The organism is Paenibacillus haidiansis (assembly GCF_036553665.1).
Taxonomy (GTDB): domain Bacteria; phylum Bacillota; class Bacilli; order Paenibacillales; family Paenibacillaceae; genus Fontibacillus; species Fontibacillus haidiansis.
Genome location: NZ_JAZHPZ010000003.1, coordinates 213,108 through 235,619 on the forward strand (window position 1 = coordinate 213,108; position 22,512 = coordinate 235,619).

6 protein-coding genes are annotated in these 22,512 nt (G+C 34.5%); all 6 read right to left on the reverse strand.

Annotated features, from left to right (window positions below; translation table 11 throughout):
• Nucleotides 1–10: 10 nt before the first annotated feature.
• A complete protein-coding gene (locus V3851_RS08090) occupies nt 11–10,231 on the reverse strand; it encodes an amino acid adenylation domain-containing protein (protein ID WP_331846017.1) in 10,221 nt (3,406 codons plus the stop codon).
• 42 nt (nt 10,232–10,273) lie between these two features.
• Complete coding sequence (locus V3851_RS08095) at nt 10,274–14,158, reverse strand: amino acid adenylation domain-containing protein (RefSeq protein WP_331846018.1); 3,885 nt, start codon at nt 14,156–14,158, stop codon at nt 10,274–10,276.
• A gap of 27 nt (nt 14,159–14,185) precedes the next feature.
• Nucleotides 14,186–15,355 (reverse strand): U32 family peptidase, encoded by a 1,170-nt coding sequence (locus V3851_RS08100; RefSeq protein ID WP_331846019.1) that lies wholly within the window; start codon nt 15,353–15,355, stop codon nt 14,186–14,188.
• Complete coding sequence (locus tag V3851_RS08105; RefSeq protein ID WP_331846020.1) at nt 15,352–16,758, reverse strand: serine hydrolase domain-containing protein; 1,407 nt, start codon at nt 16,756–16,758, stop codon at nt 15,352–15,354. Before V3851_RS08105 ends, V3851_RS08100 begins: the two co-directional genes overlap by 4 nt.
• A gap of 125 nt (nt 16,759–16,883) precedes the next feature.
• Complete coding sequence (locus V3851_RS08110) at nt 16,884–20,792, reverse strand: amino acid adenylation domain-containing protein (RefSeq protein WP_331846021.1); 3,909 nt, start codon at nt 20,790–20,792, stop codon at nt 16,884–16,886.
• A 13-nt stretch (nt 20,793–20,805) separates the two neighbouring features.
• Entirely contained in the window at nt 20,806–22,506 is a 1,701-nt protein-coding gene (locus V3851_RS08115) for a PhpK family radical SAM P-methyltransferase (RefSeq protein ID WP_331846022.1), read from the reverse strand.
• Nucleotides 22,507–22,512 lie beyond the last annotated feature (6 nt).

Genomic DNA, 22,512 nt, shown 5'->3' on the forward strand with positions numbered 1-22,512 from the left:
AAACGATTTATTATTGAATAAAAACATCTTCATCAAAATAATTATCAAGATCATCGGCCTCTAGATCTTCAACGAGATAATCAATCTTCCCAACCGGTATATTATTATTTTTAGTGACACAATCCGTTATCAGCAATAAATGATTTGCAATTCTTTGCATCAGTTCAGAGTCAAAGTCATTTTGTTTATAAACAATATTTACGCTTACCGTTTCTTCTTGTTCTCTAATGTAAATCGTCATATCATACTTTGGCGAAATTTTACTGCTATAGGCTTCACTTTCTTGAATGAAATCACCTAGTTCTTTCGGGTTAGCATCATGATTGTATGGCATATAATTTAACATTACCGAGAACAAATCATCATGTTTAAGACCATAATCTTCCTTAAGATCAGACACTAACTCGTCATATTGATAATCTTGATGGTCCAATACATCCATCAAATTCGTGCTCACTTCTCTTAAAAATTGGGCAAATTCCAATTCAGTATTTATTTTTTGTCTAATAACCACCACATTTAAGAATAGACCGATCAGATTTTGCAATTGTTCGTGATTTCTTCCGAATACCGGTGCCCCAATCGTAATATCTTGTTCATTCACTTCATGCATTAAAATGATATTCAATATTGCTGTAAAATAAGCAAATTTTGTCACACCAACCTTTTTACACAATTCATCAATTTGCTTATTTCTTACATCATCAAACTCAAAAAATATATTGCCGCTGATCCCTTCATTATCATTAAATTGACTTCGTTTAGGTAATTGGGTAAATACAAAATCCTTTAATTGCTTTAACCAAAAATCTTTGAATTCAAGTTGCTTTAAACTATTGAATTGTTTGTCTTGCCATACACAATAATCTTTATATTGAATAGTTAATTCCGGCCGGCTTATACCTTTATAAATTGCTATTAACTCTTGAACAAATAATTCAATAGAAACAGCATCCGATATGATGTGATGAATATTAATAAATAGAACATCTTTGCTTCCATTTACCTTGAAATAAACAACTCTCAACAATTCCCCGCTTTGCAGGTCAAATGGAATATTATATTCATTAATCCGTGCCTGTAACTCTCCCGCATCAGTTTCTGCATATTCCAATTTGAATTTACTGTTTGGATGAACTATCTGTACTGGACTCCCATGTATAAAATGAAAGCTTGTTCTAAATACTTCATGGCGTTCAATAAGTTGTTGAAAGGACTCTTCCAATCGTTTATCATCCAGATTCTTTATTATTTCAAGAACAATAGGCATGTTATAGCTTGTATCTTTTTGATTCCTTTCATATAAATAGAGGATTCTCTTTTGAGAACTTGATATTGGATACCAAGGCTGCTCACCGGCTTTCTCTATTGTTGATAGATATTGAACTTGTTTCTTATTTTGAATCAATTCGGCCAGTTCTTTGATCGTAGGCGCACTGCTTAATTCGGCAAACGTTATCTGAACATTTAAATGAGTTAGTATTTTGTTAATCAGTCTAATGGCCTTTAGCGATTGACCGCCTAAATCAAAGAAATTATGTTGTATTCCAAAATTGCTGATTCCAAGTACTTCATTCCAGATGCTTACTAATTCTTTTTCTAAAGGACTTGTTGCTTGTTGTAATTCTGTATGCTTTTGAATATATTCCCCGGGTTCAGGCAATAATTTCACATCAAGTTTACCGTTAGATTTAAGAGGCATGAATTCAATTTGTAATAACGAGGTTGGCACCATATATTTAGGCAAATTCTTCAACAGGTATTTCCTGACTTCTTCAATACTCAGTTGATTGTTGGCTGTAAAATATGCACATAAATAGGGGTCCCGCATTGAATCATATTTTAATAGCACTCTAGCTTCCTTTATCCCCTCATATTTTAATAACCAGTTATCAATTTCACCTAATTCAATTCTAAAACCTCTTATTTTTACTTGATTATCGATACGGCCAAGAAATTCAATATTCCCATCCGGGAGCCATCTGGCCAAATCGCCTGTCTTATATAGCTTTGTTCCTCTCTCAAAAGGATTATCTATGAATTTTTCCTTTGTTAATGTTTCATTGTTAATATATCCCCTTGCCAAGCCAATACCAGCTATACACAATTCTCCGGGTATTCCTACCGGCAATAATTCAATATTTCTATCTACTATAAATAAGTTAATGTTATCAATTGGTTTTCCAATAGGTATAGATGGTGTATTGGGGATTTCGGAACAATTATAATAAGACACATCGATAGCCGCTTCTGTCGGTCCATATAGATTGATAAGTTCCGACCGGGTATTGCTCATATTTTTCTTGAATTGGATCACTTGAGTACACTTTAATTCCTCGCCGCTGGCAAATACCTTTTTTAAACTCATAAGCTTATCATGTTGACCGCACTCTTTCATATAATCCAAGAATACATCTAACATTGATGGTACAAAATGAACGGTCGTTACTTTGTTTTGGGAAATTGCATTTGCTATATTCTTAGGCTCCATCTCATAATTCGGCTCTAAAAAATGTACAGTCGCACCGGCAAAAAACCACCATGTCAGTTCCCAAACAGATACATCAAATGTAAATGTAGTTTTTTGCAAAATCACATCTTCTTCGTTTAATTCATATTGCTTTTGCATCCAATGCATTCTATTTACAGCCGAACGATGTTCAATCATTACACCCTTGGGTTGTCCAGTAGAACCGGATGTATAAATAAGATATGCCAAATCACATGGCTGATTAATTATTCCTAAATTGTCAATACGGCATCCTCTGGTTAATTCATGATCTAAAAGAATGATCTCCGTTGGCTTATCATTACCCAAAATTTTATCCACATTAGAAGAGTTAGTTAAAATAAAATAAACATTACTATCGTTCAAAATATAATCTATTCTATTTTTCGGATAATTTGGATCTATCGGAAGATAGACGCCTCCAGCTTTCCATATAGCTAGAACAGCAATTATCATATCAAATGAGCGCTCGACCATAAGCCCTATGACGGATTCTCTTTTGACACCTTTTGCTCTCAGGACAGCCGCAAGATAATTCGCTCTTTCGTTAAGCTCTTTATAAGTCATGTTTTCAAATTGAAAACTAACCGCTTTGTGATCAGGAATTCGGGCTACTTGTTCTTCGAATATCTCATGCAGCATTTTATTATTTTCATATTTATACTCCGTATTATTGAATTCATTTAGGATTTGATTTTTTTCATACAGCGTCATCATGTTAATATGTCTTATTAAAGAATTAGGGTTTTGAATTATGTGCTTCACAATTTCCAAATAATGCATACCGAATCTTTCAATAGTTTCCTTCCTAAATAAAGCAGTCTTATATTCTATCCCTATTAGAATTTCTTCCCCGCTTTCAAAAGCAGTCATCGTCATATCAAACTTAGCCGTATGATTATTTATCTCAAATGTCTTTATTTCCAATCCGTCAACACAAATCTTATCCTTCTCCATATTCTGAACTTGGAACAATGTATCAAAGATTGGATTCCTACTCATATCACGTTCTACTTGCAATTTATCGACTAGCTCTTCAAATTGATAATCCTGATTCTCATATGCGTCAATAGCGTTCTTTTTAACTTCCTCTAAGAATTCCAAAAAAGTTTTGCCGGAGCCGGCCTGATTCCGCATAACTAACGTATTAACAAAAACCCCCAATATTCCATTTAAATCGGGATGTACTCTGCCGGCTATAGGGGTTCCTACAAGGATATCCTCTTGATTGCAGTATTTTGATAATAAAATATTGAAACAAGCAAGCATAAACATATAGAGAGTTGTTTGTGTTTGTTTATTGATATTTTTTATTTCCTTAGCAATTTCTTTGGGAATTGTAAAGTCGATACGATCTCCTTCGTACATTAGCTCATTCGGTCTTGGAAAATCCGTAGGAAAGTTTAATACAGGGATCTCTCCCTCCAATCTTTTTAGCCAATAACTTTCCTGATTTTTAAATTCATTTCCGGCACGATTAATTCTCTGCCATTCGGAGAAGTCCTTATATTGAAGTCGTAAATCCGGAAGGGGGTTGCCGTTGTATAAATTTATAAAGTCATTTGAAAGGATACTCAAAGAAATGCCATCGGAAATAATATGATGTACATCGAAGAGTAAAATATGATTTCTCTCATTAAGCCTAATAAGTAATGCATTAAATAGAGGAGCTTTAGACAAGTCAAAGCTTTTCATAAAGCCGCTCAACCTATCTTCAATGTTATTTTCATCATCTATTTCTAATAAATCTAATGCGAAGGAGACATCCTCATTAATAATTTGAACGATTTCATCGTTCATCCAATTAAAAGTAGTTCTTAAAGCCTCATGTCTCTTCACAAGTTGTATAATGGCCTGCTCAATCTTATCAATATATATGTTGCCCTCCATCTTAAGAGCTATAGGCATATTATATCGTTTGCTCTCAGCATCAAATTGCTGTAAAGTAAATAATCTTTTCTGCGCAGCTGAGACAGGATAATATTTCCGCTCCCCCGCGGCCTCAATAGACTTATAAGATTTACTACCACTATAGTTTTGAATATATTGAGTCAGTTTCCGTACAGTTGGATGAATAAAAACAGCTTTAAGAGGTATATCTATCTTTAAAGCTTTGTTTATTTCGTGAACCAATGCATACGCTCTTAAAGAATGCCCCCCAATATCAAAAAAATTATCGTTCATGCCTATCTTGTCCAGTTTCAATATCTTTTTCCATATTTCTACACAATCTTTTTCTAAAGCGTTACCTGCCTCTTCATAAATTACCCCTGCATACTCATAATTATCCAAGGTTAATAACTTTTGTCTGTCCGCTTTTCCATTCGCATTCAGCGGCATTTGATCCAAATAAATAAAGTACGATGGTATCATGTAATCCGGAAGATTGGCTGATAGACTTTGTCTAATGTGATTAACATGTATTTTCTCCGCAGCCACATAATATGCGCATAAGTACTTTACCTGATTCTCATCTTCTCTTGCCAAGACTACGGCTTCCTTTATTTCATCAAGCTCCAATAGTTTATGCTCTATCTCGCCGAACTCAACTCTATAACCTCTTATCTTTACCTGGTGATCTATTCTGCCTATATACTCTAAATTCCCGTCAGGTAACCATTTGACCAAATCACCTGTTTTATACATTCTTTCCCCGGCCATATATGGATGCTTTATAAATCTGCTCTCGGTTAATTCGGCCCGGTTAAGGTATCCTCTGGCAACTCCGTCTCCGGATACATACAATTCACCAACCATTGACTTGGGGCATAAGTTAAAGTCTTTGTCTAACACCGTACATATATAGTTATCAAAAGGCTTCCCAATCGGAATACTATTATATTCTTCGATAGGTGAACGGTTAGTTAATATATCGAATCTTGTGGTATAAATCGTCTCGGTTGGACCATATATGTTGCTTATATTTACTTCGCTTGTTAATGGACCCAAACTATGAATTATATCTTTCGTCACTGCTTCACCGGCCAGAAAAATATACTTTAATTTGTTAAGGACGGCGATAATTCTTTGGTCGAGCTTATTAAGCAATAAACGAAACATAGAAGGAACAAAGTTAATATGAGTTATATTATATCTATCCATACTATCCATGATTGCCTTTGGATCTTTTTCGCCGCCCGGTTCTAGTAGCACTAACTTGCTACCGGTAAAAATAAAGCTGAACAGCTCCATAACCGATACATCAAAAGTAAATGCGGTTTTAAATAAATAAGCATCTTGTTCATTTACGGGATAGTGCATTTGCATAGCGTAAAGATTATTAACTGCACTTCTATGTTGAATCATAACCCCCTTCGGGCTTCCGGTTGAGCCGGAGGTGTAGATTACATGAGATAAATCCGTCGCCCGGTTTACGTTATTTGGATTTACGATCGGATAGTTCTCGTTATAAATATTGTTTTGATCTAATTGAATTAAAATCCCATTATAATGTATGCCGGCTGCCAACATATCTTGTGCTAATAAAATCGGGCACCCGCTGTCGTCTAACATATGCTGTACCCTTTGAGCAGGATACGCTGGATCTATAGGTAAATAAGCCCCTCCGGCTTTCAATATTCCTAGGATCCCAATAATCATGTCAAAGGAGCGTTCTGCCATAATGCCGATTATGGTGTCCGGCCCTGCACCTTGTTCACGTAGCAACCATGCCAGTTTATTTGCTCTTTCATTTAACTCTTGAAAGGATAATTTTAAATCCTTATAAATAAGCGCAACATTATCGGGTGTTCTTTCAACCTGTTCCTCGAACAAGCCATGAATTGTTTTATCCTTAGGATAAATTAATTTAAAGTTATTGAATCCGTAAAGCAATTGTTCTTCTTCCAGCTCGGATAACATCTTGATATCTTTAAGTTTAATTTGTTGATTGTCGGCGATTTCCGAGAGTATGTTGTGAAAGTGATTACCCATATTAATTATTGTTTCTTCTAAAAATAATTTTGTGCAGTACTGCAAATTAACATCTAATCCGCCGTTTGATTCTAATACATTTAAAATAATGTCAAACTTAGATGTTCTACTGTCATTTTCATACGGATATATTTTTAAGTTCTCCAATTTAATTTCGCCAATATGCATATTTTGCATAGAAAACATGACATCGAACACAGGGTTCCTGCTCATGTCTCTTTTTACATTCAATTTGTCCACCAATTCTTCAAATTGGTAATCTTGATTTTGATATGCCTCTAAAGCGTTCTGCTTAACCTCTAATAATAGTTCCATGAATGATTTTTTGCCGGTAGGATTGTTTCTCATAGCCAGTGTGTTGACAAACATTCCAATTATATTCTGCAGCTGACTCTGACTTCTGTTGGCGATCGGCGTTCCGACAATGATATCTTCTTGATTTGTATATCTGTATAAGAGAGTATAAAAGGCCGTTAATAATACCATAAACAAAGTGGAATTCGTCTCTTTTGATATGTCTATAAGTTTATCAGTGAGTTCTTTAGGAATGGAAAAGGACACATCTTTTCCGTCAGTGCTTTGCAACGATGGTCTTGTCATATCGGTCGGAAGATTCAGTACCGGGATCTCTCCTTGAAATTTGCCCAGCCAGTAATTTTCCTGATTCTCCAGATAGTCATCCTTAAGCTTCGACAATTGCCATACAGCAAAATCCTTATATTGCAATTCTTGCTCTTCAAGTTTTTCATGATTATATATTTTAGAAAATTCTTCAATTAGTATTCCAAGAGACGTACCATCCGAAATTATATGATGCAAATCAATTACTAAAAGGTGCTTTTCTTCATGTATTTTAAATAAACCCGCTCTTAATAAAGGGGCTTTTGTTAAGTCAAAAGGTTTACTAAAGGCACCGGTAACCTTATGGATCTCCGTCTCGCATATTTCAGAGTATTCAAGCGAAAAATTTACACGCCGTTCTATTTTTTGCATCGGAATACCATCCAGAATATGGAAACTTGTGCGAAACGCTTCATGTCTTTCAATTAACTTAGTAAATACTTGTTCTATTCTTTTCTTATCAACTTTACCCTCTAAAAAAATCGCCGAAGGAATATTATAGTACGTACTGCTCTCCTGTAAATGGGTTAATACATGCATTCTGCGTTGTGCTGATGATAAAGGATAGAAGTCCCGTTCTTCTGTTTTTATAATATCTTGATATGAACCCTTGCCAGTTGTTCTTATGTAGTCAGCCATGTCACATATATATGGTTTACTAAATACTTCTGATAACGGGATTTCAACATGAAACAACTTTTGTATCTTGGCGCATAATATTGAAGCAGTTAGAGAGTGTCCTCCCAATTCAAACAGACTATCATTAATACCAATGGATTTATCTGTCTTCAGCACAGCTTTCCATATCTCTGCCAGTTGCTCTTCAATTTCATTTCTTGGAGCTGCATATTCTCTTTCTCTGGAAATATGCTTGGATAAATTTTGTAATTTCTTCTTATCGATCTTACCGTTAGCAGTTAACGGCATATTATTTACTCTTATAAAGTACAATGGAATCATATACTCCATAAGATTTTTCAATAGAAATTTTCTAATCTCCCCGGCTTGCAGGGCTTTATTTGAAACATAGTAAGCGCATAAATATTTATCATTATTATCATTTTGTTCAACAAAAACTACCGCTTCCTTGATTTCCTCATGTTCCAGCATCCGATTTTCTATCTCGCCTAATTCAATTCTGAATCCCCTAATCTTAACTTGATCGTCTTTCCTTCCAATATATTCTATATTCCCGTCGGTGAGCCATCTTGCAATATCGCCTGTTTTATAAATTTTCTCCCCGTGAATAAAAGGATGATCTATGAATTTCTGTTCAGTCAAAGACGGATTGCCTAAATATCCTTGTGCCAGACAATATCCGGAAATATACAACTCACCCACCGCGCCTATAGGCAAAGTATTCATATGCTCATCAAGAATATAAACCTGAGTCCCCATTACCGGTTTACCTATGGGCAGTGTTTTCATTTGATTTGAAATATTATTTACCGGATAAAATGTTGCATAAACCGTACTTTCAGTAGGACCGTACATGTGCATAAGTCTGCCGGTTCCCAGATAATTTAATGCTTTTTGCACATGTTTAACCGATACTCTTTCTCCGCCGAAGAGTATCTTTCTTACATTTTGCAGACATGTGACATCATAATCTACAATAGTGTTAAAAAGTGCAGTCGTTACAAAAAATACAGAAATTTGTTTATTGAAAATAAATTCCGACAGATGATTCAAGTTAAGAACTGTTTCTTTTTTAACGATCTCAAGCTTTGCGCCATTTAATAATGCTCCAAATATATCGAAGATCGATCCATCGAAAGCATAATTTGACAATTGCATCAAAGTATCTTCCGGAGTTATATTAATGTAATTAGTATCGTTTACAACCCTATAAACACTATAATGTCTAATTAATGTCCCTTTAGGTTTTCCAGTGGAACCCGAAGTATAAATTACATAAGCTAAATCATTTCCTGTAACCATATTTGCGAGGTTTTCCGAATTTAAGGAGTCTAATAATTCCGATGATTCGTTAATTAACAGCATTTTACTATAATCCATTATTTTCTTGGAGTATTTTTCAATAATGTAGCTTTCAGATAATATAAAATCGGCACCGGCGTCATTAATAATGTCACGCACTCTTGACTCCGGGTAATCCGGATCTAATGGAAGATATGCCGCACCACTCTTTAATACAGCCAATATTGAAATGATCATATTTATAGAACGATCTAGAATGATGCCAACAATGTTTCCTTTAGATATTCCATTCTCTCTTAATAACCGGGCTAATTGATTAGCCCGGTTATTCAACTGGCCATATGTTAATGAAGCATCGTCACATGTGACAGCAACATGGTCCCGGTATTTTTCTGCTTGCTTCTCAAATGTCTGATTGATTGGTATTGAAGGAGGGTTGTGAGGGTTATTCGAGTTGGTGAAGTTTATTATACGAACTTTTTCTAACTCAGGTACAATATCTATTTCCGACAGCGGCAATGTTAAATTATCCAGGGCCACCTTGAAGAAGTTAATAACTTGTTTAGCAATACTATAAATATTCTCATGACAATATAAATTTGCATTGTAGTTTATATTCATTTTTATTGACGTTTGGTTTAAATCAAAATTAAAAACTAAATCTAAATCGTTATTCTCATCATTGACTATTCCATGTAAGTTACTTAATTGAACTGCAGTACTTATTGCGGGAATATCTGTTTTATGTGCGTTCAGTTCTTGCCATACCATCTCTACCGGAAAATTCTGATGCTCGTAAGAGTCAATTATCTCTTCTTGAATATAATGTACATATTCCTGAAAAGTTATATTTTTATTAATATAAGCTTTCAAATATAATATATCATTAAAAACTTGTGTTTCCCCTAAACTTAGAGCAGGAATTCCTATTAATACCTCTGTGTTTCCACTGTGTATACCAAGCAAATAAGTAATTCCGCTGACTAAAATGACAAACACGCCGTACTCGGAGTGATTTCCGATTGATAATAGATTGTTGGATAAATCATCGGGTACATTTATACTAACCAGGTTATTGATAAATGACTTATTATTATCGGAAATAAAGTCTGTTTCGAAATTAGCAAAAGTAGTTCCTTTTAATTTTTCGATCCAATATAATTTGTCTGGTTCGAATTTTTTATCGTTATAAATTCTGCTTTTCGTGAGATTATCCAATTTACTCATAAATTACTCCTCCTGCAACAAGTAATCTACATAGACATAAATCTAAAAAGTCAATTTAAACATATCTTTTAAGCTTTTGTTGTCTCTTTTAATATTGGCCTCAAATATATTTTTTAGTTGAATATTCGGATTATAAACTATCTCTTTAACAATATTGATATAATCTTCACCCATTTGAACAATGGTTTCCTTTTTAAACAGACTTGTCCTATATTCGATACCAAACGAAATTTCTTGGTTGTCATCAAAAACAATCATTGATGTATCAAACTTTGCAATCTTGCTCTCATAATTTACTGTTTCAAAGACCAAATCGGATAGGTTAAACAAATCTGTGGTACTTTTTTGAACAGCAAATACATTATTAATAAGGAAATCCTGAGTGGATTCTTTATTCGTACTGATTTTTCTTACTAAATGTTCATATTGATAATCCTGATTTTCAAAAGATTCAAGGGCGTGTTTTTTAACTTCATATAAAAAGTCTATAAAGCATTTTTCGGGCTCTGGAAAATTTCTAAGTGGCAGCATATTAACAAACATACCGATAATGCCCTCCAAGTCGGCATGACTTCGCCCCGATATGCTACTCCCTATAACAATATCCTCATGTCCAGTATATTTGTGCAATAAAATGCAGTAGGCACTCAGCATGACCATAAATAATGTTGATTGTGTTTCTTCCATTAAATGATGGATCTTTTCAGTCAGCTCAAAGTCTAATTCAAATTTGACCGTTTCTCCGGCAAACGATCGGTTGTTCGCGCGGGAATAGTCACTTGGTATTTCGACAAGGAATTTATATCCTTTTAAATAATTAAGCCAATATTCTTCCTGCTTGTTAAAATAATTAGAATTTAATAATTTATTCTGCCATTCTGAAAAATCTTTATATTGGATTTTTAGCTCCGGCAATGTGTCGCCATTATAGAACTGAGCTAATTCCTTTATCATAATCTCGATTGAAAGACCATCTGATATGATATGATGCAAATCAATAAACATAATGTGTTCCACAGCTGAAATCCGAATTAATTTAACTCTTAATAATAAAGGGTTACTTAAATCAAACGGTCTTATAAATTCCTCCTGCAGATGTTCAATTTCTTCTTGATCCAGGTTAGCATTAGAACCATCAACATACTCCATAGTAAATTTCACTTCATCGGCTATAAATTGATAAGGTTCTTCTTCCACGGTCGCAAAATAAGTTCTAAATGCTTCATGCCTTTGAATTAGATGAGTAAAAGCCAATTCGAGTTTTTCTTTGATTAGTTTACCTTTTATTCGTATAATACCTGGCATATTGTAAGCGATATTGTCTTTCTCTAATTGATTAACAATATATATTCTTCTCTGCGCAGATGAAATTTCATAATGTCCTTTTTCGGATACTTTTTCGATATCCGCATAGTTAATCTCTTGCAGCTCGTTCATATAGTTAGCAATACTTCGCGGTGTCTTTAATGTGAATATTTGCGTTATTGGCAAATCAATACGAAATTCTTTTTTTATTCTTGTCACCAGCATAATAGCCTTCAGTGATTGGCCGCCTAATTTGAAAAAATCACTATTGGGCCCCATCTTATTAATCTCCAGAATTTCTTTACAAATATTTGTTATTTTTTCTTCCGTATCATTTTCAAAATCATCAAAAATATTATCAAAGCTATAGTTATTTAGAACTTCCATTGAACTTTTTCGATCAATTTTGCCGCTGCTGTTTTGGGGTAATTCTTCAACTCTTATGATGATCTGAGGAATCATATATTCGGGTAAGTTATTTGCCAAATATCTCTTTACCTCGTCTTCTTGAAATGTATCATTAGGAGTTGTTACTAATGCGCATAGCATATTGGATTCATTTACTTCTTTAATTAATACGATGGCCTCTTTAATGTTATAATAATTGATCAATTGATTTTCAATTTCTTCCAGTTCTATTCTATAACCTCTCATTTTAACTTGATTATCATTTCTTCCAATAAATTCTATATTCCCATCCGGTAACCATCTTCCTACATCACCGGTTCGGTACATATAATCCTGATCAGCATAAAGATCCGGCAAAAATCTATCCCTAGTTAATGTTTCATTATGTAAATAGCCTTTAGCCAAGCCTGCACCGGAAATATAGATTTCACCTTTAATCATTGGCGGTAACGGTTTCTTATTATTATCCAAAATGTAGACTCTCGTATTTGGAATTGGCTTACCAATTGGAATTATTCTGCTTTCACAGTATTTCATATCGAATTCCCATGTTGTTGCACATACTGTTACTTCACTGGGTCCATAAGCATTCACATATCTAAACTTGTCAGTCCATTTTTGAACTAACTGATAGGTACTCTTAGATCCAGCCGCAATTAGTAATCTTAAAGTATTTATTCTGTCCGGATTGAGATTCTCAATATAGTTTGGCGGTAATGTAAGAACTGTAACTTGATGTTTATTTATATAATTTTCAAACTCTCTGTAATCGTATATCTCCTTATCTGTAAAGATATGAAGTGTTGCGCCTGTCAGTAGTGCCATATATATTTCCCAGACCGAAGCATCAAAAGATATACTTGCAAATTGTCCTATTTTATCGAATTTATTAATATTGAAATCATTTTCAAACAGCACCTTTAAATTTAACACACCTCTATGGCTTACTTTTACCCCTTTGGGTTTTCCCGTAGACCCTGATGTATAAATAATATAGGCAATGTCTTCGGGCTCCCCTTGATAATTAATGGATTGAGGTGTGCCTTCGTACAACTTCTCGTCAGATATGTCGATAACGATTCCATCTACATCAAGTTGATTTATTAATGCACCTTTAGTAAGAATAACCTTAGCACCACTGTCATTAATCAAATCTTTGATCCTGTTGAAAGGGAATTGCGGGCTAATTGGCAAATAAGTTCCGCTTGCCTTCAAAACGGCTAACATCCCGACGATTATTTCCCATGAACGTTCAGTTACTACACCTACGATTGCTCCTTTACCCACTCCATGATTTATTAATTTAATGGCTAATAGATTCGCACGTTCATTAATCTCTTCGTATGTATAGCATAATTCTCCAATTTGTATAGCCTTATGCTTCGGTTCCATTTGGACTATCTCTTCAAATTGTTCAATAATTGTTCTTTGTGCATACGGAGAAGCAACATAATTGCATCTTTCTGCAGTTTGGCCGGTTTCTTCTTCTGTTGCTAAATTAACGTCACACAGTTTTATATTAATATCGGATGTAACCGCATTGATTAAACGCACATAATACCGGAGAAAATAATCCATTGTAGTTTTCTTAAATAACTTCGCATTATAGGATAACTGTATATTTAGTTTTCCTTCTTTGTTGATAACGATCATCATATCATTTGCTGGCGAGGCCGCACCCTGGATTCTTGCTATATCGTGAATAGTATCCATACAAATAATAGCCCGGTGCAAATAATAGTCTTGGTTTTCCATGTTAAGAATTTTAAATATCTTATCCATGGGAAAGAACTGGTTATTATAACATTCTTCAATATTTTTACTTATATTTAAAAGTAATTGTTTGAATGTCATTTCACTATTTAACGTATTGACCAATGCCAGACAGTGATTGTATTCGTAAATTTCGCTATCCTCACAATAAACCGGCAATCCTATAAGTATTTTTTCTTGAAAAGTATATTTATATAACAAGGCTTTAAACGCAGCCACCAAAACAGTAAATAATGAGAGATCTTGATTTTTACTCAATTTAAGCAGCTTGTCTGTTAATCGATCATCTATACCTACAATGATATTTTCCGTTTTATTCTCCGGTTCTTCTGTAGATTCAACGGGTAATTCCAACAAATCAATATTACCTTTTAATTCATTGAACCAATAAGATTTGGCTTTTTCATATTCAGCTCCGCCTAAAAGTAAACGTCCCGGCATATTTATTCCCCCAGTTCCATCGAGATATTAATTAAAGTCGAATTTATTACCTTCAACGGATACCAATTTATCCTCATCATTCTCGTCTTTAACGTATTCGACATTTATTAGATTTTTGAATTCATCGCAATTTTCGTAAAATTCCGTTGCTAATTTATTTATTTGTACAGCTTCATCATAATCTAAATTTTTCTGAGCAAACCGCTCACAATAACCGCAACTATAACAATTCCGCTTACAGAAATTGTCTACTTCCTTAAATGGCTTTATAAAACCATCCAGTTTTTTATTATCGAGATTAAACTTAAAATTATAAGGTGAATTGAACAGTTCTAACAGATCGATCAGATTCCCGTCAAATGACTGCTTAAAATAACATTCCAAAGCTCTTATCGGGTCACCGCCGGATACAGTATGCCGTCCTTGTACTTTGTAGTATGTTATTCCAATTTCTTCATACAGCTTAATATCCTCGGGTCTCACCCAACATAGTTTAAATACCTCACCTACATTTTCAGCCCTCTTGAGCATACATCTGTGGTTATAAAATGTATTTATGGAGTGGGTCATCTTATCCACCGAATCATGAGCCGTTTGATTATAATGAAACATTCTGTATGCACAGTCCTTATGGCATAAAGAATTAATAATTATTTCTACCTTCTCGCCATATGCTTGTCTTATGTTTTTTAGATCTTTAAAACTTCTATTTAGACTTTCATCCGTGACGATTCTTTCACAACCCATTGATTTATAAAATAAAGCTTTGTTCACATTATCTATCTTCGTTATGATAGAAGCCTTGATTTCAAAGTCTAACCCTGTAGATTTGATGATTTCAATCAGGGAAGGAAGAGCTACAGTTAAGCCTCTAACGCCAATATCATATAATTTGTACAAAAACCCTTTGATCTCTTTAACGCCATCTTCTGTAAACTCTTTATTACCCATGCATGAACCATTCAAAGAATAGTTAAATCCGATTCCTTTCGAATTAGAATATTCAATATAATCTTGAAGTTCCTTAAAACTTATAGCCGGTATATCGTCCAGCACCCTGCCGCCTTCAAGAATACCTCCAATGGTTGCCTGGCCGTACGTCTCCAATACTTTCGAATCCTTATAATTAGCATTTAATTTAGCATAGCCGTCTATGGTTTCTTTCTTAAAATCAGCTGCAACTGTGTAATATTTCACAAACAATCCCCCTTAAAATCAAATTTTAATAATATCGCTTCCTTAACGAATAAAGCTTTTAGAGCAAAATAACAACACCATGCACTTACTGCATATGTAACGCGGATGACTTCATAGGGCAGAACGGTAGCAGCCGTCCAACCGCCTTCATACCATGGATAATAGAGCAAAAACCACCACGCTAGAGCGAATAATATTGGAGCTATCAATTTAAATAATATTATTAAATATTGTTTATTATTTACATGTAAACCGAACTTTCTCTTCCGGGTCTTGATTTTTTTAATAAAAAAGACAACTCTAATCAATAAAATAACGGATAGGATAAATGCGGCGATTGTATATATCTCATTAATCATTTGCCTTTTTGTATAAAAGGTAGACACTTCTCCGGTTTGCCATTCGGACCATTTGCTGAATATATAACTAATTATTAGATTGCCTACTTCACTATTTGTTAAAATAACAATTCCTTCCCCTCTATCGGGTATTACAAAATACTGTGAGTTCCAACCTATATTCATGCCATTATGAGTAATAACTGTATTCCCATTCAACATACTGAACACATTATGACCTAATCCATACCCCGTTGGTGTATCACCTATCTTCTCTGGAGTGTACATCAACTGAAGTGAGTCATTCGATAGCAACTGATTTTCGTCTGTGCCATATATGGAGGCTAGGACAAAGTTTGCCATATCTTCCACCGTTGTATAAAGGCCGGCAGCCGCCTCTTCCGTGAAATATCTGTCATCATGCGGCCAGGCAAATAAATTGTAGCCTTTTGCTATCTTCTTTTGCACTTGTTGATCCCAATGGAAAGTACTGTGATTCATCCCAAGCGGACTAAGAATTTCACCTTGCATAAATTGACTAAAGGAAGTTCCGGATACCTCTTCAATGATAAGCTGTAGTAAAGTAAATCCTGCGCCGGAATAGATGTATTCCGTTCCTGGTTCTGCAACCATTTTAATAGGCTGAACATGCGGTGCCTCCCCCGATAAAGACTGTTCCAATGTGGGGAGATCTTCAAATTCTTTGTAACCCGAATAATTCTGTTCCGCAATTCCGGATGTATGAGACAATAACTGTCTTATCGTTATTTCCCGCTTAAATGCCGTTTCGGGTAACTTCCATCTTGTAAGGTATTGTGATACAGGCTTGTCGAGGTCTAATTCCCCCTGTTCTACCAATTTCATTATTCCCCAAGCTGTTACCGATTTTGAAATGGATCCGACCTGATAGTAAGTATCATTGTGAATCGTTTCTTTAGCCCTTTTGTCCGCATACCCGTAATTTTTAATATTTGTGACTTTGCTATTATGTATAATTCCTATTGATATTCCGGGAACGTGATATTTGTTCATTAGTTTAGGTATTTGATGATCCAGGGATTCCATAAACGTTTCCGTCGAGTTATCCGCTGATCCCTGAATAGGTAACAATATGTTTATTAGAATGATAATTACTAGACATATGCCAACACTTTTCATCCGCTTTTTCTTTGTGTTCATCATCTCACCATTTAAAATTCAAAATCGATTGTCGTATTTGGTTGTAAAATTTGAATCTTATTATTAATTTCCGCCTTCTCCTGGTTGCTTAATAATTCAATGTCCTTGATTTTAATTTCAATATTTTCACAAATCATATTTAATATATTCTTGAAGTAAATAATGAATTCTTTTACTGTTTCTTCTACAAAAATATCAGTGCAATATTCCAGTGAAAAACGGATATTCTCCCCCACTTCAATAACATCCCATATTAAATCCATTTTCGAAGTCTTGCTTTTAATTGGATATATTGAAATATCAAGCTTGCCTACTTTCATTTCTTTCAAATTGGTGTTTTGCATAGTAAAAAGTGTGTCGTAAAGCGCTCTCCTCCTATGATCCGAAGAATTTATTTGTTCCATGATAAGATCAATAGGATAATCTTGGTTTTCAAAACTTTTTAATGTATTAGTCTTTACTTCTTGTAAAAAGCTATGAAATGTTTTAGCCTCCTCAGGATAGTTCCGTAAAGGAAGCGTATTAATAAACATACCTACAATGCCATAGGTGTCAGGATGTGTCCTGCCAATAACTGGCGAGCCCACGATAATATCCGGGTTATTTGTATATTTCGCCAGCAGCACATTATATGCGGCCAGCAAAATTACATACAGTGTAACTCCTTCATTTTCTGTCAGTACCTTTAGCTTTGAACTCAATTCTTGTCCAATGTCAAAATAAATTTTAGCTCCGTTAAATTGATGATGATCAGGCCTTGGATAATCCAAAGGCAAATCGATTATAGGAAGCTCTCCCTTTAATTGATCTTTCCAGTAATCTCTTTGATCAACAATCAAATCATTATGAATTAGATTATTTTGCCACATGGCGAAATCTTTATACTGAATTTTCAAAGGTTCCAGATTCTCGCCCATATATAGTTTTCGAAACTCTTCAGCGATAATATCCATCGATATGCCGTCCGAAATAATATGATGCATATCCATAAATAATAAATGTTTATTTGTTCCAATTTGGATAAGATAACCTCGAACCAAGGGGGCTATGCTAAGATCAAAAGGTTGTATTAGTTCCTCAATCAATTCATCGATATTTTCATTTGCATTCTCTAAATAATGCATTTTAAATTGGACATTGGGATTGACTTTTTGCATAAGTTCATCATTTACTATTTCAAAAGACGTTCTAAAAGACTCATGCCTATCCGTCATATTTTGTAAAATATTGGTAATGTCAGTTTTATTTAATTCCCCATTGATCAATAGAGCCATGGGAATATTATAGCTAGTCCCTCTCTCGTCAAATTGCTGTGAGAGATAAATTCTTCTCTGTGCAGTGGATACCGGATAATACTCTCGAATTGGCTGCCTTTCTAATATTGAATATTTGTTTGCACTAAACTCACTGATCTTATGGGATAATTCATCTATTGTCATAAAATCAAAAATAATAGATAACGGTAAATTCAATTTAAATTCTTTATTTATACTCGACACTACTTTCATAGCGTTTAGTGAATGTCCACCCAAATCAAAGAAATTGTTATATATTCCTATTTCACTATGAGTAATTCCTAATACTTCCCTCCATATATTGCTGATTCTTCTCTGTATTTCATTCTTAGGTGCCACATAGTCTATGCCTGCGCTAAATCCTTCATGGGGATCAGGCAATTCGCTTTTTTCTACTTTAAATCCATTAAGTGTCATGGGCATCAAATCAAGCTGAATCAAATAAGCCGGAACCATATAGGCTGGTAATTCGGCCAATAAATATTGTTTTAATGCGAAAATGTCCAACTTATGATCGGAAGTCATATAAGCACATAAATACTTGACTCCATATTTATCCTCTCTGTCCATAACAAAGGCTTCTTTGACATTATCAAATCTAAGTATTGCACTTTCAATTTGCTGAAGTTCTATACGATATCCTCTAATTTTGATCTGATTATCCTTTCTACCCATGAATTCAATATTGCCATCCCATAACCATCTACCCATATCCCCCGTTTTGTACATTCGACTGCCCGAATATGGATTGTTCAGATATTTATCGATAGTAATGTCAGGCTTATTTAAATAACATCTTGTTACAGCTTCACCGGATATAAAGATTTCGCCCGGTACACCAATCGGTAATTGATTTAAGTTTTGGTCCAAAATATGAATAGTATAGTTACTTATTGGTTTACCAATCAAGACATTTTCATGGAGAGTATCTGAGCATTTATAATAAGAAGCGCATACTGTAGCTTCAGAAGGTCCATACGTATTGTATACAAGTCCATATTTAATTAATTCGGATATATACTCTTTTTTGAGAGCATCTCCGCCACTGAGAAATAGCCTGATACCGCTAAGTTTGTCCTCAGTCAGTTTATTCAACTCATTTAATACATGCGGAGATACACTTACGATATTTATTTGGTTCCTCTGGACAATATTAGCGAATACATCAATATCTAAGATATCGCTTTTCTTAACGATAACCAATTTCCCGCCTTTTAATAAAACCGGATAGACCTCTTCAACAAAGTGATCAAATGAGTAAGAAGCATGAACTAGAATCGTATCCTTTTCACTTACATTAAACTCATTATAAAAAGCATTAATATAGGTAAGAACATTCCCTTGTTCGACCACCACCCCTTTTGGTCTTCCGGTAGTTCCTGATGTATAAATAATATAAGCCGTGTTATGAAGGTTATTGATTACATTCAGATTAGTAACGTCATCATCTATATAAATATTTGAGTCATCAAGCATTACTGTTGTTCCAATAAATTTAACGCTGTTCTCCATTTGTTTCTTTGTTAGTAAGATAGATGCTCCGCTATCAGACAGCATATACTCAACCAAATCTTTAGGATAGCTTGCATCGATTGGCAAGTATGCTCCACCGGCTTTAAGAACGGCCAAAATGCTAATTATCATATGAATCGACTGATCTACCCTGATGGCAACAATAGTTTCTTGTTGTACTCCCCATTTTCTCAATATCCGTGCTAATTGATTTGCCCTTTCATTCAATTCTTTATAGGTGATAGCTTCCTCTTCGTATACTACCGCTATATGATTAGCATATTGCTCTGCTTGCTCTTCGAAAATCTCACTGAGTGTTTTGGTTTTATCAAATTCTGCATAGGTATCATTAAAGGAGTTTAAAAGATTCTCTTCCGTATCTGATAAAAAGTTAATCCGGCACAGTGGGGTATTAATATCGGCAACAATGGCCATTAACAGACTTGTATAGTCCTGCCATATTTGTTTCATGGTACGCTTTATAAAAGAATCGGCATTATATCTGATATGAACTTGGATATTTTCTCCTTCCCGTTCAAAGGCAAACACATTGAACAGATCATTTTCATGCAGATCCCCATGTATATTACTTAAAGAACATATCACATCAAAGAAACCGGTATACCCATCCTCTTCGGAAATCCCCAGATCTTCAATTTTATATAAAGGGTAATCTTGATTCTTATATGCGTCTAATGTCGTTTTTCTTACGTTCAGCAAAAATTCCTTAAATGAACTCTCACCATTTATATCATCCCTTAGGACAACCAAATCATTTAAGGTTCTCTCAGTTTTTATCTTATTGTAAACCGGCGAGCCTACTAAAATATCCTTATTTCCCGTGTAACGATAAATAAGTGTTTTTAATGCTGCCAAAAGCATAATATATAATGAGAGATCCGAGTTTTTGCACAGCCTTAGAATACTCGCAGCTAATGCCTGAGACATAATAAATTCTGCGTTTTCTATCGTCGGTTTCCCCTCATTCTGGAGATTGGAATCTATAAAAAAGGTTGTTTTTGCGTAATGATCTGACATTAAAGCTAACCAATATTCTTTTTGATTTATATACTCGCTACTTGATAGCATTAAATTTCGTTCAAGCTCATTCATAATTCTTCCCTCCTTATTCCAGATCAAACCCGGCTTCCATCATAAACAAATCCTCATCGCTTGATATTAGTAATTTACTATCATTATTTTCGTGAAATTTTTCACTATAAATGGACTGTTTTATGTCAATTATGGCGTCTTCATTGATTTCATTAAGATATTCCTTAGTTAATTTGTTTTTAATTCCTTGATTAAACGCATTTACAAATTTTTTAATCTGCCCAAGTTCCATATTACGATGGAGTAATTGAAATACACCTTCAAATTCAAAGTTATTTTGTGGCAACCAAATTGAGTTTTTTACGGTAAGAAAAATACTGTCAATAATATCGCAAGCTCTACGAGAATCCATGGATTTGTGCTTCCACTCAAATTGTGAGCCGGTTATTCCGTATTTTTTACGTTCTTGCCAGATCGGGGTAAATGGATCACAATACCAGAGTTGGGCTCTAAAAAAGGTTGGTTTTGTTTCTTCAATAAAAGCGATCGTGTCCTTTACCGTTTCTTCATCTTCACCAGGAAACCCGATAATAAAAGAAGCATGCGTTGTTATATCATATTCATTTAATAGCGCGATTCCCTTCCTGTAATCGTCCAGCTTGGCATGTTTATTCATGTTTTGTAAGATCGTTTGATTTCCGGATTCAATTCCGAGAAATACGCCTTCACATCCGCTTTCCTTCATTAATTCTATAGTCTCTCTATCGGCAAACTGGCAACGGTAATGCGAATTCCATTTAAATTTATATTTGTTTCTGATCATCATGCGCAGGATTTCTTTAAATCTTTCCTTAGGTACATTAAAAGTATCATCAATAAATGAAACACTTTGTATTTGTCCGAGCTCATTAATTCGATTCAATTCCCTTTCAATACTCTCAATACTGCATGTTCTATATTTCCCCGCATGTTGAGGGAATCCGCAGAACGAACATGAAAACGGACAAGAAATTGACGTCCGCACTGCTACAAATTTGCCAATGTCATCCGAAAACAATTTCCATTCGACAGAATTCTCATCTAACGAATTATTTTCAAATACGGATTCATTTGTTCTAAAACCATTAGTGTCTTTGAATGATAAGCTTTTTATATCATGAACAGGAGCGCCGCTTTTCATTGCCCTTAATAATTCAACCAAGGCGCCTTCCCCCTCAGAATTATTAATGTAATAATCTGCACCAATCGTTTTAAATAAATCTTGCACGATCGTTTCATCTTGTGTTTTCATTTGGGTTGCGATAAAGGGGCCACCAATTATAATCTTTGCCGTAGTATTATATCTCTTAACAAAATTGATGATTTCCAATATTGGAAACATCGAGGTGTACAAAGTAGTAGGAATCGCTATAGTTAAAATATTGTTATTTTTCAATTTATCCGCTAGTTTTTGCTTATCATTCTGAAATGAATTTACATAATCAATACTGAATCCTCTACGATATAAGTAGGTTCCTAAATATGCAATCGTTAAACTGAATGTATTTCCTATTGCTAAAGGCTTACTTACTCTATCATTTGGATTCACTTTAGAATAGAACTTATTATAAAGATCTGGAGCGGTATACATCCTATCTTTATACTTGACAAAGCTCAAATTCAAATCCCTGTAAGCCCCCGAATCCTTCCCCATCTTCTCAACTTTATTCAGATATTCTTCAAATTTCATTTCATTATGGCCAATAAATAAACAATCTATTGTATGTTCACTCATTTTGTG